Here is a 16346-nt window from a genome sequence, read left to right on the forward strand (position 1 = left end):
ATATTTGATATCCAATCAAAACGGTATACATTCAGAGTCAGGAATTTGATTTTCCTTAACTATTTGCTCCATTTTATCAACTTCTATTTTCCATTCTTCTGACGCTGGGTCGTAGAAATAGTCAGTATCTACATATCCTTCACTAATAAGTTCTTCTGGAGTCATCCCATAGGATAGCTGGGTAATACTGATTTCTGGTTTTTCAGTCATCTTTTTATCCTTCAACAAATCTAACTGCGAACTGTTTTAAAGATATGGCTTTAAAACTCAATCATTTTGACACCAAAACGAAACAAGATATTTTGTCCGAACAAAAGCTCACAAATTCATTGGCTGAATATTTATTTCCCAATACTAAGTTTAGTATTGGTATTGCTTATCCTGATGCCACTATAACAGAAGATTTGGATGAATATAATGGCATGACTTTGCAATTTTCATCGGGTCATCGGATGTTTTTTGCAGATAACCCAAATATTCGTGATTTATTGTATCCTAACCCTTCGGATGCGGCTGCTTATCCTTTGCCTTTTACACCTTGTCTGGCTTTTCACGAGTTAAAAAATGTCAGAATTTTGGTTATTGATGATGTGACTGGGGAAAATGGTGGTGTAATTGCTGTGGATGATGCAAGAAAATTGGTTGGTGATTGTAAAGGATTAATTGATGGCAATTTTGCTGTCTCAAATAATATAACTTCTCGTGCTTTTCAATTCCGACTTGGTATTAAACCTCAAGCAGAAAGTCCAGTAATGCGAATTGCAAAAGGTACACTTGCACCTGCACAATTGGATAAACTTGGGGAATCATTTTTTCGTATGGGTGGTAGTGTCAGAGATGCTACTCTGCGTTTCAAGTTTGGTTATGATATGGTGCTAGCAACGTCTTCTTTTAAGGGAAGGAAAGGAGAAGATGCAATTAAACCTGGGGAATATATACTCTCAATTGGTTTAGGTGTAAAATCCTTGGCTTTATATAGAGAACATAGTTTGGGAACCCAGGTTTTAATCAATTATTCTCAAGCGGTAAAACAGGAAATTTTACCTAAAATTAAACAGCAAGCAGAAAAGTTAGCTTTAGACCAAAAACACCCAATCAAGTTAGCACAGCGATATATTAAAACTTACGAACGACGCAAAAGTATATTAGCTAAAAAGCAAGAAGTCGAACCCCAAATCCAAGAAGATATTGAACAATTTTCTATATTTGATAACTTAGATTCTGGTGGTGAAAGTGAAGACACTCAAGATAATGATCGCTTCGCTACACAACAAAAGGATTTATTACTATATTCGCTACTAAAAGCAGATTTATCGGGTTTTAAGCAAATTATCGAGCATCCGAAAATTATTGCTGAACTTCAGGAATTTGCTAGGAAGGAATGGGTAGAGATAGCAACGGGACGTTCGATAAAGTTTACATCTGGTTTGGCTCAACCTAGTTTGCAATTAAACAAAGATGAAATCAGTATACCTTTTTTAAATGAAGGGGAAGAAGTTATAGTAACTCGTTCGCCGTTGATTAATTCAAATGGTGTAATTACTTTAAAAAACAAACATTTACCAGAAATGGTAGACGGATGTGTCTACATCCATCCTCAAACTGCAATGGAGAATATGCAGTGTGATTTTGATGGTGATTTACTAGCTTTTGCTAGCAGTAGAGAGTTTCCTGCGTTAGCAGCAGAAGTTAAAGAAAAGAACCTTCAAGAAAATCGTTATCCTGATATTGTTAAAAAAGCTAAAGTACCCTATCAAGGAACTTTTCAAGAAATTGCTGTTTCGGCAATGGAGAATAAGATTGGCATTATTGCTAATGAAATTCAAAAAAATATAGCACTACAATGTGAAATTATTGCGCTGCCTAAATCTGATAAATTTAATTATCTTCAGACAGTTTCAGCACATTGTTGTTCGATAGTTAAGAGATATAAACAAGGTAAATTACAGATACCAGACAAGATATTACAGCAAATATATCCAATTGCATCGCTCATCAATAAAAATATAGACAACTCTCAAATCGAACAAAATTTACAGTTACTTAAAAAGTTGTTGAAAGATTGTGTAGCTGAATTGGGTAATGAGTTACAAGTTGCTGCTGATGGGCCTAAAAGTGCTTTACGTCCCGATGATTCAATTATCCGATATTGTCAGGCTATAACTAGTTATAAGGAGGTGCAATGGTTGGCTGATAAGAAAAATAAGGAAGTATTTACTTTGCGGGTCATGAAAACTAATGGTTACAGTCCGATTGATTTAATGATTCAGCAAACTAACGATATATTTGAGCAGAATCAACTTGTTGCACGACCAATTGAGCAATTTAGAAAGTTGTATTATGGTGTTGATTTTTATGATAAACAGAGACAACAGGCTCAACAAATTAAGGGTGAATATAATTCTCAGGTTAGGAAACGTATTGAACTAGAAGATAGACAAAAAATAGAGCATGGCCCATATCTTGTAATTACTTCTCCAACTACTGCCAAGCAATTAGAGGTTACTAATTTAATCAAGTTTCCTGCCGCTAAAAATATTGACTTCTGGAAATCTTCGGAACTCACTATTAAGATTGGTGAGAGAAATCCAACTGAAAAAATACCTCATACCTTGTTTGCTCAAGCGAAATTTATCACCTCTGATGGTCAAGAGGTGGATATTGCTATCGGCACAATTAGCATGAAATCAATAAAAGAACACGACCTCAAGCCAGGAATGTCAATCAAACAAGGTAAGGTTGAATTTCATTTCGGTATTAGTGATGGGATGATTGATGCTTTAAAACAGCAAACTAGGGAATATGTTGAGTCAATTAAACAAGAAACACCGTCAGCAGAAAGATTACAACTTGCAGCAGCTATTCACGATATTAGCCACACTGAATCAAGCCAAAATTATTCGGGTATCAAAAGAGCAGGTGTGGCGTTTGCTATTTTTTCAGATGAAGTTATAGGTCAACTACAGCATTTACAGTTTACCCAGATGAGGGTAATTGGTACTCAATTTAATGAGTATGCCCTCCAGAATTTTCAAGGTGAAAGACTACCGATTAAATTTGAGGATAGCGTGCATCCTCGTGACCCAACTAGAACTTCCAGTTGGGTAATTGTAGAGGGTAAAAAGCTTGGTACACTGGATGCTCGTTCTCCTCATTTACTAGCCGGATGTGAGGCAATTGCAGCTATTACTTCTGCTCCCAGTACGAGCTTTATTGTTACCAGTTTGAAAAATCCTGACCATAAATTGCAAATTGATAGCGTTAATCAATATGCTTTTGCAACTCATCAATGGCTGGGTGAGCAAGTAAATATTACTTTGGATGTGCGTCAAACTCAAGAGCGAAAAGCACCAACTGTTTTTGCTTATATTGGTAATCAAATATTGGGAGTAGTAAATAAGCAGTCAGTCAATTTTTTGCAAGGGAGACTGGCTGCTGTTAATAGACAACTTCAAGGATTTAGTTTTGTAGGTATGCTTAATAATGCTCCAGCTAGTTATGCGGATATTGTGATTGATAGCAGCAGTGTTAAGTTTCCAGAAATCCCAGTGGGAGAACATGAAAATAATTCCGCAGTTGCAACTGTCGTGTTTTTTAGCGCATCTATTGACAGCCAGTTGCAAGCCAAAACAGAGCAAGTTTTGTGTAATATGCTCAAACGCGCTGTTGATCGTGCAGTGGAGAGGGGTTATGATACAGTCAGCTTTGTTGATGTTTCATTACACTCAGATAAGTCCTCACAGAATCTGAAAACTATTGAGATGCTGGCAACAGAACGGAAGAATATCAAAGTTGAGTTTAAAGGTACAGCATCGCTAGAAGATGCGATCGCACTCCTGACACAGCCAGATGATATAGTTGTTGGTATTCGTAGCCCCAAAACCATTGGCATTATAGACTTTGCATCAAGTCACCGAAAAGCGATCGCTGCATATATCCCGGAAACTGGAAAATTTGAGCGGCGTAATTTACCTTCAATTCAACCAAATATGGTTGCAGCAAACAACGATATCGAACGCGATGGGAGCTATTGAGCTTTCAATTGATTCAACACCCGCGCTACTTCTGTTGGTTGAGACAATAACAAGGTTTGTAAATGAGATCGCAAAACTGCCAATCTCTGATATTGTCCATCAATTTTGTCTGGAATACCCAAGCGTCTTGCTGCGGTACGAACACGAGGTTGTGGTAACTGCTGTATCAAAACTGCTAGAGATTCTGTATCAACATTATTTGCTGTATTTGAAACGATAGAATCAGCAAGTTGTGTCTTGATCCGTACTATCTTACTTACAGGTTTGAGATAGGGAAGAGAATTTATTCTTTCGGCTTCTTGGTTGCGAGTTAAGGATTGCACAGCTTTACTAAAGGAAGTCTTACCCGATTGCTTCCATAAATCCCATAAACCAACAAATAAATTCAATATTATCAACGTTGTAAAAGCTAAAACTAATGCGATCATGAGAGCGTTCAAAAATTCTTGAGTATTTTCCATTTTCTTTATCTCCGATATCCAGCTTGAAGCGGATGCTGGTCTTTCACAGTCTTCTCCCCGTGAGGGGTTGCAATGGAAAACTCATGATGAAATTACAGACGAGCCTTAAAAATTTGGTTGGCAGTGAGATTGAAAGTAGGAAATATTGGAGAAATAATTTGGTCATTATTTCTAAATTGAGTAATTTTGTACTCCCCGTCAATGAGTTGATAAACTGATATTGTTGGTTGTTTGGGGTCGCCAATAAACCGTTTACCACCTAAAGCTTCATAGTCAATTATCCAATATTCCTGAATCCCCATTTCTTCATAGTCCGCAGACTTTCTCGAGTAATCATCGCGCCAATTTGTACTGACAACTTCAACAATTAATTTGACGGAATCAGCTATTTCAATAATTGACTCATTTTCCCACCTTATTTCGTGAATGAGAGCTTCTTCATCTAAGACAATAATATCCGGTTCGTATCCAGATTTACCAACTGATGTTTTGACTATTGATTCTCTGGGTATAAACCAGATATCCTCTTTATCTAAGTTGGTAATAGCTATATTGAGATGTTTGATTGCAAAACCAGTTACTCTTGAATGTTTTCCTCTAGGTTTTGGCATCTCAACAATTAACCCATCATGCAATTCGTAACGTACCTCAGAGCCTTCTGGATACCAGGCGATAAATTCATCAAACGTTATTGATTTAGTTAAGGCTTGACTCATATTTTTGATTCATGAAAAAACGCAATAGTAATTCTTGGATGAATCATCACTTAACTGTGTAGACCGCACCTGATAAAGCAATTCGGCAAATAGAGCTTGACTTTCCCTATTTCTAGACTGTACATATACAGTTACTCCTGGTCTACACAACTAAATGCTACCAACGATATACTGAAATCTAATTTTCATTCTCTTTTCTTGACTAGTCTTGATATGTCAAGCTCCCAGTTATAATAATATCTAATTAACTTCTTAATAAAAAAAATACCCTCATAGAGGGCTACTATTCATTGTAAATCAAGACTACAGCAAATTGATTGAGCGAATTAAAATGCTCATTACTTCCCCAGGATTGTTCGTTGGTAATAAGGGACTCCAATCACCTATATCTGCATAACCGAGTTGATGCAAAACACGAATTGTTGCCATTACAGCTTTACTGGAGCCAATCAGCGTATGCTTTATTTTTTCTCGTTCTTGTTTGGCTGGGGAATTGGTCTGAAAATTAGGAATAGTTAAAACTTGGCTATTAGCATCACCTAGAAAGCTTCGATAGTTTGTTGGCATAGAAGATTTCTCCTAGCTTTGGAGTTTACTGAATTTGGGTAGCAGCCTTTTTCGTTGTTTATACCGAGGTTATCAGGAAAGTTTTTTCAAAATAACCCTGATGTTTTTGATTCGTGAACCGTGAGAGGCTTTACTAATCGGAAATATTCTGTTTCTAGCGAATTAGCACTTCTAAAATAAAGTCGAAATGAGCCATCACCATATTGTTTGATGTCTTGCTTGTCGAAAATTATTTCTTGCCTTTGCAACCATTGGTATACAGTTGCATGAAACTCAGCTAGAAACAAAGCCGGAAAATAAATTCTTCCTACTTTTGCTCCCGTTTTTATGTGAGTGAATATTTGAAATTGTGGTTCTGCTAATACTTCTGCCATTGATAGTGCCTGACATTCTGTTCTAAATTCTCTTGCCGTAAGGCTGGATGTAAGGATTCAGGAGTCAGGAGTCAGAAGTCAGAATTAGGAAGGAATCCAGTATATTTTGGAACTTGTCTTTTCCTAATTATTTAACTCTTCTAACTCCTGAATTCTGACTCCTGTATTCTGACTTCTGGGTCTGATAATTTTGAGAAAACAGATAAGAGTTCCTGCAATTAAATTGATACTGATTCGGTGTATTTGAGAAAATTCGAGATTTTCCAATTTAAACCGTGAACGGGATCGGCTACATTCGGTTTTGAGGATGCACCGTCGCACAATAAACAAGTCTCGCATTGAATTCTGTCATCTTCAGTATGACGGCACAGAACTTCACCTTGGCTCAAAGGAGCATCAGGAGCGATGATTCTGAAAGTCCTCCAACCCTGCATTTGGGCTAATTGCGCTTCAGCTTGGCTTTGCACAGAAGCCATTAAATATTTCTGCCAACGGTGATCGCACAATTGCCATTGGTGCGTGTAACCAGTATATTTTCTCGATGCTAAAATGATTGGCTCCCACGCCTCAAAGGGTACTGCTGTTGGGTCTCCATAAGAGCCAATTCTCACGGGATAGCGATATCTTTTCAAAACTTCTATTTCATTTGTACCCAGTTTTGGGTAAGTTCCGGTTTTATACTTGCGGTAAATATTGTTGATAGGCAACAGATTAACGTAGCAGCTACCGCTCTGACTCAATTTCAAGGGACAGTTCCCACAAATACCTTTGTCTAAACCATTTTTTGCGGCTGATGTTGGCACAAATTCTTGCTGTAAAATCCAAGATTGAATCAATCTTCCAGTTTTGCGATTGGATGTAGGGTAAACAAATCCGGTCAAAATCAGGGCGATCGCAGAACCGTCAATCAAAGAAGCTCCTGACCAAACAATATAGCTGTTTTGTAGCATATTGATAATAGCAGATAGTTGAATATTGATGAGTTAGCAAGTTGTGAAGCGAGTAATTTTGTAGACAAATAGCCACAAAAATCTACTGATTAAAAGCCTTGAGTTGATGAGATAAATCGCTGCTAATAAAAATCCTCCAGCATGATTAACTACTAGAGGATTTGAAAATTGCTACTATGAGTTTTTGGGATTAGTAGTGAGTGCTATCTTCAATCGTCTCTGATTGGTAATGCATCTGGTTGCGCTCGGCATATTCTTGTCTACGTTGCCAAGATATTTGATTTTGAACTATCAAATCTTCAAGGCTTTTACCAAACTTGCGATTTGCATATTCAAGAAGTTGCTCTAGATTGTATCGTTTTTCTTCAATATTACCAAAATCAGTAGTAAAGCGTTCTTTAAATTCATCCCAATCAAAAGTTTCTTTGAGAGAGCGTTTGGCAACAAGTCCACAAAGAGAACGGATAGAATAGTAAACTTTTGAGTAAACACGCTCGGAGTAATTGCTCACGGCATATTCACCTAATATTGAACCATCTATTGCTTGAAGGGTAGAAGTAGAAGATTTGCGTGACGGCATATAAGATTTCCGTAAACTTCATTAACCAAATGGCGTAAGCCAATGCATTTTTACAATTAGGAAATAGAAAGTCAGAACTGTTTTGAGAATTCCGACTTTCGACTTACTAAATTCAACTTAATCTTGTGAAGAATTTCAGCCCACAATTGGAACGTGCTACCACCAAGCTGAATCATCGCAGTCAGCAATGAAATCTTTTCTTTCGCTGCACATTTGATACTCAGCTTCTAGCTGTTGTAAGTCTGCATCAAGTGCGAGATTTTTCACCGCCAGCATTATTTCTGTTAGATGGGTTTCTTCACTTATACCTGTATAATAAACCTTGATGAACTTATCTGCTTTACCCATAAAGCTTTCGAGATGGGTGACAAATGTTTGTTCAAAATCTATTGCCTGAATCATGGTTAATTGCTTATGAATACCTTCAGTTCTCTTCAGGCGTAAGCCAAAAAAGGAAAAGACTAAGCTGAAATAAATAATATAAAATGTTAAAATGTATTGCTTACCTTTTTAGGCAATAGTATTGAAATATTTCCGAAATAACTGAAATACTAAATAATAAAAACCTATATGATTTTCACCGAAGATATGTAAAAATAAATAATTTATGAAAAACAGGCAACTCTCAATAAAGCTAGCAGCCTATGTTGGCAGATTGCAGTAGTGCGAATAGCGAAAGTCACCAATACAACACATGTACACGCTTGTGGAAAAGTTTCCTGAAGCGTCAAAGTGGCTGATTAACCTTATGCTGAACAGCCATCACTAGCTTGTTAAAAACTATTATTTAGAGAGGCTCTCTAGTAAGATTGCTTGACAAAAATGCTCCCATCAGCGTCATTTAGGAGATTATGGCTAAAACTAAGAAATCAGAAAATGTTCCCAAAAAAGTGGTTAACTCTTCTGCAAATGCACTATATGTGCTGGATGTATTTTTAATTGACGGCCCAATGACCGAAGAATTTATTGCTGATAATCCAGAGGTGTCTCGAACCATTGAGATTAAAGGCAGTAATACTTTGCAGGAGCTTCATAAAATCATCTTCAAGGCATTCGACCGCCAAGAAGAGCATATGTATGAATTTCAAATTGGCGGAAATGGCCCGCAAGATCCAAATGCCAGAAGGTACGGTTTGAAACAAGCATTTTCCAGTTCCGGTTTGACACCAAAGCCTACAGGCGATGTTTCTAGTACTTCAATTGCTGAAGTGGGCTTATCAATTGATGAGGCTTTTGGTTACTGGTTCGATTTTGGTGATGATTGGTGGCACCAGATTGATGTCACAAACATTTTAGACCAGGCCCCAACGGGCAAGTATCCCAGAATCACCAAGCGAGTTGGGGCTAGCCCTCCTCAATACGCGGATTTTGAGTAGCAGAGCAAGTTAACCTATGAGGAGCGATCGCAACTGCAATCTTCGATTTCTAGCTAACTTGCTGCCATGAGAGTGACTACAGGGACGCATCCTGACTTTAAAAGTCAAGTTCTGTGATTACTAACAAATCACACGTAGTAAGACTCTTTCTATTATTCGGCATCTCCAATTAACGTGAACCCAGCCCAATTTTTGGGATTTGGATGTGTTTTCATGGTGTCTAACATTGCTTGACGTAGCGCTTGGGCTTTATCAAGGTTGCTGTCCAGGTAATACTTGTAAAATTTGGTCATTAGTTCACCCGTGGGAGCATCAGGTACAGACCAAAGAGAAACCATAACGCTGGGAACTCCCTTGCCAATAAAACTACGCGATAAACCAAAGATACCATCTCCTCCGAGCATTTCTCCCCGACCCGTATCGCAAGCGCTAAGAACTACCAAGTCGGCATTAAGGTCTATTTTGTAAATTTCTTCCGCAGTCAGTAAGCCATCATTCGACTCCTCATCTCCAGAAGATGCCAGTACGATCGCACCAGGAATTGAGCCTAGTTCAGGGGTATTGCCACGCATATTGGTTATTAAGCCGTGGGTTGCTAAATGAATCAATCGCGCTGTCTTCATTCGTCGCACTACTTCTGATTCTGTTGCTTGTGGGCCAATTAAAGCTTGGGTTTTAAGCTGTTTGGCGATCGCAATGGCTTCTGTTTCAGATACTGGCAATGGATCGATGCGTATATTTTTAAATGTTGGATTGATTTTGCTGAGGTTTGGCATGGTTGGATTGCCAACAATCAATGCATCGTTAGCATTCCATGATTTACTTCTAGTTTTTTGCCGTGACTTGCTGGCGAAATCTAATACTTGTATGGACGGTGAGGTAAAAATAGTATGTTTTTCTATCAAGTATTTTCCTTTTGCATCTTGAAGTGCGGCAAAGGGGGTCAAAAATAAATCTCCTTGAGGAATAAAGATAACTCGCGCTTGATGATTTTGTGGTAGAAAGTTTTCGATTGGCTCAATCAGTAGTTTATGTAGTTCCTGTAAGCGTGTTTTCTGTTCCTGTGGATTAATTTTGGCGACAATTTCGACATCGCTACGACCTCTAGCACCAATCACATTTCGGCTGATGGTAATCAAATCACTCAGGGGTAGTTTAAGTTTTGCTAAGTCGATACTACGAAAATCTATTTTCCCATTGGGCTGAATTACCCAAATATAGAGTAAAGAGTCTTGAGGTTTATCAATATCTGGAATTAATGAATATTGAACTATTGTGGCATTTTGTGATTTGGCAATTTCTTGAATCTGTGTGAGGTTAGGAGATTCAAAGCTTATTTTTTGTTTTGGTTCTTGGTTATTTGAAATTATTTTTCGATTAATTAAGATTTCACCTAATGCTTGACTGCGGCTACGTTGGGAAAGTTCTAGTGCTTCTTTGTTTTTACCTTGTTCAATCAATGCACGTTGTAGGTAATGATAAATATTCTCTCTAAGTGCATATAAAAATGCTATATCTATACCTAAATTAGTACTTGTTAAATGCTCTCTTCTATAAGCTTTACTGCCTTCCCATAACTTAATTGCAGCCAAAAAAGCTTTTTCGGCTGCGGCAAATTCTCCTGTTTTTAGTAAAATTCTTCCTTGTTGTTCTAACGTTTTTTCTTCAGCATAGTAATCGCCAGATTCTTTTAATATAGTTAGGGCTTGTTTATAGAGACTTAATGCTTTATCTGGCTGTTCTAAAAGCTCATACAATAGCCCTTGATAACTCAGAATATTACCTTCTAATGCTCGGTCGCCTAATTCTTGAGAAATAGTTAATGCTCTTTGATAATAATCTATTGCAGCATCTGTTTCCCCTCTACGTAGATAAAGCAAGCCAGCAGATAATAATGGTTGTGAGGCTCTAACCCCTAAAACGTGTTTGTCATCGCCCAAATCAAAAGAAGTCAAAAAATTGTAATAGATATATTCTAGTACATTTGCTATTGGTATTTTCTTTATTACAAAATTAACTTTGTTGCTAAACTCAATATTGATGGTTTTATTAACTTGCCTCTTTCTTGAAGTGAACATATACATCAAGCTTAAGTAATCTAGCGCTTTTGCAGATTGTTCTGCACTGCCATAATCAACAAGAAAAAGTAATTTACTAATTTCATTAACAATACTATTTGGATAACTCCCATAAATAGTACTATTGTCTATGATTATTTTTGTATTATTAGAATCATTTTGTTCTAACAATTCGTCATATTTACTAATAAATGAATCAATAGTTTGCAATATATTTATCTTTTTACCCTTTTGCATTAATAATAAACTGCGATGAATTTCTAGAGCTTTGAAGTAATGCCTCTGACTTATATATGCCGATCTAATAAATTTTATAGTATCTATCTGACCAGACATATTATTAAGCTTCTGATAGATTAGAAATGCTTCTTTGTAAGCATTTAAAGCTTTAGAAGAATAAAAAATTTGTCTTTGATTCAAAGAGCGCTTCAAACTATAGTATTTTCCTATTTTGATAAGAGTAGTTGCTGCATTAGTATCATCTTTTAAACTTTTGATAAAGTTAACAGTTTTCTGAAAATATTCAACCGTTTTGTCAAATTTGCCTAATTTATCCCAAGCAACTCCAATCTCGTAGAGAGTATTCGCAACTTCGGTGTTATTTTTTAAATTTCTAAAAATAGTCAAAGCCTTTTGGTAAAACTCAATCGCTTCCTGATGCTTGCCTTCTTCGGTATAAAATTTAGCAATCTTTAAAAGTACAGAAGCTTCTCCTGGTTGGTCGTCAATTTCTTGGTAAATATTTATTGATTGCTGATAAAATTTGAGCGAATTCTTATATTTTGCATCTCTAGTTGCATTTCTTGTTGACTTACCCCATTGCTGATAAGCATATGCAATATTGATTAAAAACTGACTTTCTTGCCTACGCATATCTTTCAAACTAATTGCTTTATTGTCAACTGTTTTTAAAACTAATAATGCTTGTTGATAAAACTCAATTGCTTGAGAATATTCCTTTAAATAATCCCAAGAAACTCCTATAGAGTTTAGTGTATCAGCCACTTTGATTGCATCTTTTAAATTCTTAAAAATAGCTAAAGCTTTTTGATAAAAATCAATAGATTCTTTATGCTTTAGTAGCTTGTTATAAAGTATTGCGATTCTCTCAAGTGAAGCTGCTTCTCCTGATAAATCATTTAAGTCTTGGTTGATTTTTAATACTTTTTCATAAAGTCCGATAGCTTGTTCATATTGTTCATATCTTGGATATCTTGTGTTATCTTTAACTGAGTCACCTAATAGCTCATAAGTATAGGCAAGATTAGTTAAAAATAAACTTTCTTTACTTTGTCTATCTTTTAACGTAATTTGTTTATTATCAACAGTTTTTAACACAGATAATGATTGTTGATAAAACTCAACAGCTTTAGGGTAATCACCTAAATTAGTCGAAGCAACACCTATATAATTGAGTGTGTCGGCAACTTGCAAATTGTCTTTTAAATCTTGAAAAATAGCTAATGCCTTCTGGTAGGTTTGAAGTGCTTCTTTAGGCTTTGATAGCTGACTATACGCTTGAGCAAGGTTAAGTAAAAAGAAGCTTTCTTTTTGCTTAATCTCTTGCATTGACACTTTTTTGCTATCAACAAGCTTAAGTGCCATTAATGATTGCTGATAATAACTACTGGCTTTACTATAGTCACCTAAATTATACCAGGATAATCCTATATAGTTGAGTGTGTCAGCCGCTTGTAAGTTGTCTTTTAAAGATTGGAAAATTGCCAAAGATTTTTGATACCAATCAATAGCTTCTTTGTATTTTGATTGTTTAACATAAATTATGGCAATTCTTTCATATAGAGAAGCTTGGTTATCAGCAGGGGCTAATTTCTGATAAATTGGTAATGCTTTTTTAAAATACTCAATGGCTTTATCATATTTTGCATTTTTGGTACTGTCTTGAGTTGAATCTGCAAATAACTCATAAACATTAGCAAGATTTACTAAAAATTGACTTTCTTTAGTTTGTATATCCTTGGAAGTAATTTGTTTTTTATCAACAAGTTTCAATAATAATAATGATTGTTCATGAGATTCAATTGCTTTGGGGTAATCTTCCAAATCTCTCCAAATAGTTCCAATCTTATTCATGAAATTTGCTGCTTCCAAGTTTTCGCCTATCTCCCGATAAATTGCCACTATTCTTTGATAGGATTCAATTGCTTGTTTATATTGTTTGGATTCATTATGAATATTACCTATTGACTCTAGTAGCCAAATTTTCTCCCAAGGTTCAATTTGAGCTTGATAAGTTGATAATATTTGCTGAAATAAATCAAGTGCTTTCTCTTTCTCTTGTAATTCATAGTATTCTATTCCAATCAGCGTCATAATTATCCTTTTTGTTCTGGGAAATTTACCTTGTTCTGCTATTTTCAAAGCTTGCTGATAGACTTCCAGTGCTTTTTTGGGTTGCTTTTGTTTACTATGAATTAACCCAAATCCAGTCATACTAAGCGCTTCTGCATCCCGATCGCCTTGCTGTTTTGCTGCTTGTATGGTGCGCTCAAATATTTGCCGTGCTTCCTCTAGTTTTTCTTCCTGAGCAAGTGATAAGCCTTTTTCAGCTTGTTGGATGAGTTCTGATTTTGGCTGTGTTTTTGTCTGAGCTATTACAACTCCTATTTGGGGAGAAAAAATAGGTACAGCAGCAAAGGGGACTAAACCACAAAGTAACAGCAACAGATGAAAACAAGATTTTTGAGGATACATTAACAACTCCTAAGTATGATGATATTGAGACAAAAGAATTATTTTTTTCTGAATTTTTATCTAGAAAGCGTAATGCAGAATAACTAAGATTCAACCACATTAATAATGGTGGAAATTGCTGCAAGTTGGCTTTTAGCGACAATGCGATCGCCTGAACTTTCTACTCTAATACTCCGGGTATTTCGTTCTAAATCCCCTAATAGTTCTTGCACCCACCCTAATGCTTGCTCACCCTCGATGTTTACAGGAGTTCTTCCATCAGGGTTTGTTATATCTGCAATGCTCTTTAATCCTTTCAAAGCATCACGAATTGGCAAAAAACTTGCTAAGACCAAAATTTCTTGACTTCCCACCCCTTTAAGCTTGAAACTATAGCCATCACTTTCTTGAGGGGTAATAATCTCCTGTTGTGGTGCGAGAATGGCTTCTATCTCTGCCGAATTCCAGTAGGGGAAAAGCGGTGTTATTTTACCACTACTACCAATACTAATAACGGCTATATATAAGTTATCCTTTTCATTGTTACGTACTTTTACTTGTACATCTGTACCAGATAAAAACTGAGAAGGTGTCGTTTTTGTACTACTACCTTTAGGAGCGATCGCAGTTGTAACATTCAATTTTGTGCTATTGCCACCAAAAGCTGCATCACTACCTGTAATCAGTTTCAATAGTTTGCCAGCTAATAATGATATTAAACGCCCCTGCAAGCGCTCAACAGCTGATGAAGCTGATTCTCCTGATTTTTGGAAAGTGTTGGCTAAAGGAGTGAGTCCTGGTAAAAACAGCCCAAAACTATCTACTGTTGGTAAATCTCGAATTTTCTTTGGTTTTACCTGTTGCAGATAGCTATTAGTCATCCTTCCCAGAATATATTCTGCCCCGGTTGAAACCACTTCGATCCGATCTATAGAAGCTAAAGAAGCTTTTGCTATTTCTAACTGCTCACCCAAGGAAATATCTAACCCAACCCGCAACTTAAGATTTTCGGGAATACCTCGTATCTTTTCTCTGAGCAGGACACCAGGTTGAACGTTTTTACTTTCCCCTTTAGTCAGTTTGCCATAACCGACCAAACCCTTTCTGTCCTGTTGCTCAATTTCGCCAACTTCTTGTCCCTTTGTATTAATTAACGCCCAAATAATTCCTTTTGGTTTTGCTTCTAGGCTCAAAGCAGAAATACCACCTAACCAATATTCTATTTCTCCACTAGGTTTTACCTTTCTCACAACCGCTTCAGCCCAGGGTTTTACGGGATTCAGGAAAAATGTTGGTTTTTGGCTGTTTGTTTCTGGATTAGCAGCAATTATAGGAGTTTGATACATTGATGACTTAATAGCAAGATCATTGGTACTACGCTCTAAATTCACAAAAGTATTACCTATACCTTCTACAGAACTTGCTTGCCACAAATAACGAGTAAGGATATAGGTAAAGGCTCCACAGTGAAATGTATCATTATCAAACTTCGCTTCTGCCGCAAACTGGTCAAATTGAGCCGAACCAATTGCCACACCTTTAGCAATACCCTTACGGCGCATATCATAAAGCTTTGCTTCCGATAGCTGCAAGTCTTTCATCCACCGTCGCTGAAATTCTAATTCTGTTTCACTTGGTTGAGCCGATTCCCCACTATCAAGTCGAGACGAAACAGCACGAAATACCAAATCACCCCGCGTACCTCCCCCTGAGTGACAGCTATCTAAAATTGCTGTGACGTTGTTAGTTTTTAGGGCATACATCAACAAAAATAAACTCCGCCCCATAATATCTTGAACTACATCGCTACGTTCTGTATTTCGGTCACGAGGTACAAGGGTACCGTTAAGCTTGTTGGTATTAGGAACTACTTCGCCATTGATAATTAGTTCCGGAATCGGATAGGGATCGATAATCCGCGAGCCATGTCCGGAAAAATGAAAAACAACTACATCTCCTGGTTTTGCTTGGTCAATTAAATGGGTTTGAAATTGATCTAAAATATTTTGCCGTGTTGGCTTTAAATCTGCTTCATCTGTAATGACAACGATATCTTTGGGATTAAAGCCAAAGCGATGTACCAGTAATTCATATTGCATTTCTACATCACTGAGACAACCTTTTAGGGATGGGATGCCTGATGGATAGGAATTTACACCAACTAGTAAAGCTAATTTTCGTGGGGTATTTTGAGCAATTACTTGAGCATAGCGATTAGCTTGCTGGGTAAAATTTGATTGACTTAGTGTAATTGCGCTGAGTGTAGAACCAGCAAATTGGAGAAAATGGCGACGTTTGATGGGAGGCATTATCGAACTTCCTTTCTTGAGTTAGCTTGAAAATCGCTTGATTGGCACAAATAGCATCTAGTTACTCCTAGTATTTTTACGGAGAAATACTAAATTATTGTCTTACAGATATGTAGGCAGGTATAAAATTTTTTGTGCGATCGCCAACTAAACTATACAGATGCAAAATTACAGGTTTTGACAGTTGTGCAAACATTAATGTGGCAA

General features: G+C 36.8%; 12 protein-coding genes. 2 read left to right on the plus strand and 10 right to left on the minus strand.

Annotated elements, in window-relative coordinates:
- Positions 1–15 precede the first annotated feature (15 nt).
- Complete coding sequence (locus HGR01_RS05335; RefSeq protein WP_045872467.1) at positions 16–210, minus strand: hypothetical protein; 195 nt, start codon at positions 208–210, stop codon at positions 16–18.
- 44 nt (positions 211–254) lie between these two features.
- On the opposite strand from HGR01_RS05335, the gene HGR01_RS05340 reads away from it, so the two are divergent.
- Positions 255–4034 carry a hypothetical protein gene (locus tag HGR01_RS05340; RefSeq protein WP_045872466.1) on the plus strand — a complete coding sequence of 1260 codons (3780 nt, stop codon included), beginning with the start codon at positions 255–257 and terminating at the stop codon, positions 4032–4034.
- On the opposite strand, the gene HGR01_RS05345 is transcribed toward HGR01_RS05340, so the two are convergent.
- The 7 genes from HGR01_RS05345 to HGR01_RS05375 form a co-directional block, all read right to left on the minus strand.
- Positions 4028–4495 carry a hypothetical protein gene (locus tag HGR01_RS05345; protein ID WP_045872465.1) on the minus strand — a complete coding sequence of 156 codons (468 nt, stop codon included), beginning with the start codon at positions 4493–4495 and terminating at the stop codon, positions 4028–4030. The genes HGR01_RS05340 and HGR01_RS05345 overlap by 7 nt on opposite strands.
- 92 nt (positions 4496–4587) lie before the next feature.
- Positions 4588–5211 carry a Uma2 family endonuclease gene (locus HGR01_RS05350; RefSeq protein ID WP_045872464.1) on the minus strand — a complete coding sequence of 208 codons (624 nt, stop codon included), beginning with the start codon at positions 5209–5211 and terminating at the stop codon, positions 4588–4590.
- Positions 5212–5514: 303 nt separating this feature from the next.
- On the minus strand, positions 5515–5778 hold the full coding sequence (locus HGR01_RS05355; protein ID WP_045872463.1) for a hypothetical protein: 264 nt from the start codon (positions 5776–5778) through the stop codon (positions 5515–5517).
- Between the two features lie 86 nt (positions 5779–5864).
- Positions 5865–6152, minus strand: coding sequence for a hypothetical protein (locus HGR01_RS05360; protein WP_045872462.1), 288 nt, complete (start codon positions 6150–6152; stop codon positions 5865–5867).
- Between the two features lie 218 nt (positions 6153–6370).
- Positions 6371–7102, minus strand: coding sequence for a hypothetical protein (locus tag HGR01_RS05365; protein ID WP_045872461.1), 732 nt, complete (start codon positions 7100–7102; stop codon positions 6371–6373).
- 190 nt (positions 7103–7292) lie between these two features.
- Entirely contained in the window at positions 7293–7682 is a 390-nt protein-coding gene (locus HGR01_RS05370; protein ID WP_045872460.1) for a hypothetical protein, read from the minus strand.
- A 156-nt stretch (positions 7683–7838) separates the two neighbouring features.
- A complete protein-coding gene (locus HGR01_RS05375; RefSeq protein WP_045872459.1) occupies positions 7839–8084 on the minus strand; it encodes a hypothetical protein in 246 nt (81 codons plus the stop codon).
- Positions 8085–8533: 449 nt separating this feature from the next.
- On the opposite strand from HGR01_RS05375, the gene HGR01_RS05380 reads away from it, so the two are divergent.
- Complete coding sequence (locus tag HGR01_RS05380; protein WP_081584089.1) at positions 8534–9058, plus strand: plasmid pRiA4b ORF-3 family protein; 525 nt, start codon at positions 8534–8536, stop codon at positions 9056–9058.
- Positions 9059–9210: 152 nt separating this feature from the next.
- Here the strand turns inward: HGR01_RS05380 and HGR01_RS05385 are convergent, their stop codons facing one another.
- Together HGR01_RS05385 and HGR01_RS05390 are read right to left on the minus strand one after the other, a co-directional pair.
- A complete protein-coding gene (locus HGR01_RS05385; protein ID WP_052335314.1) occupies positions 9211–13851 on the minus strand; it encodes a CHAT domain-containing protein in 4641 nt (1546 codons plus the stop codon).
- A gap of 83 nt (positions 13852–13934) precedes the next feature.
- Positions 13935–16139 carry a caspase family protein gene (locus HGR01_RS05390; RefSeq protein ID WP_045872458.1) on the minus strand — a complete coding sequence of 735 codons (2205 nt, stop codon included), beginning with the start codon at positions 16137–16139 and terminating at the stop codon, positions 13935–13937.
- Positions 16140–16346 lie beyond the last annotated feature (207 nt).

Origin of the sequence: Tolypothrix sp. PCC 7712, from assembly GCF_025860405.1 — a bacterium.
GTDB lineage: Bacteria > Cyanobacteriota > Cyanobacteriia > Cyanobacteriales > Nostocaceae > Aulosira > Aulosira diplosiphon.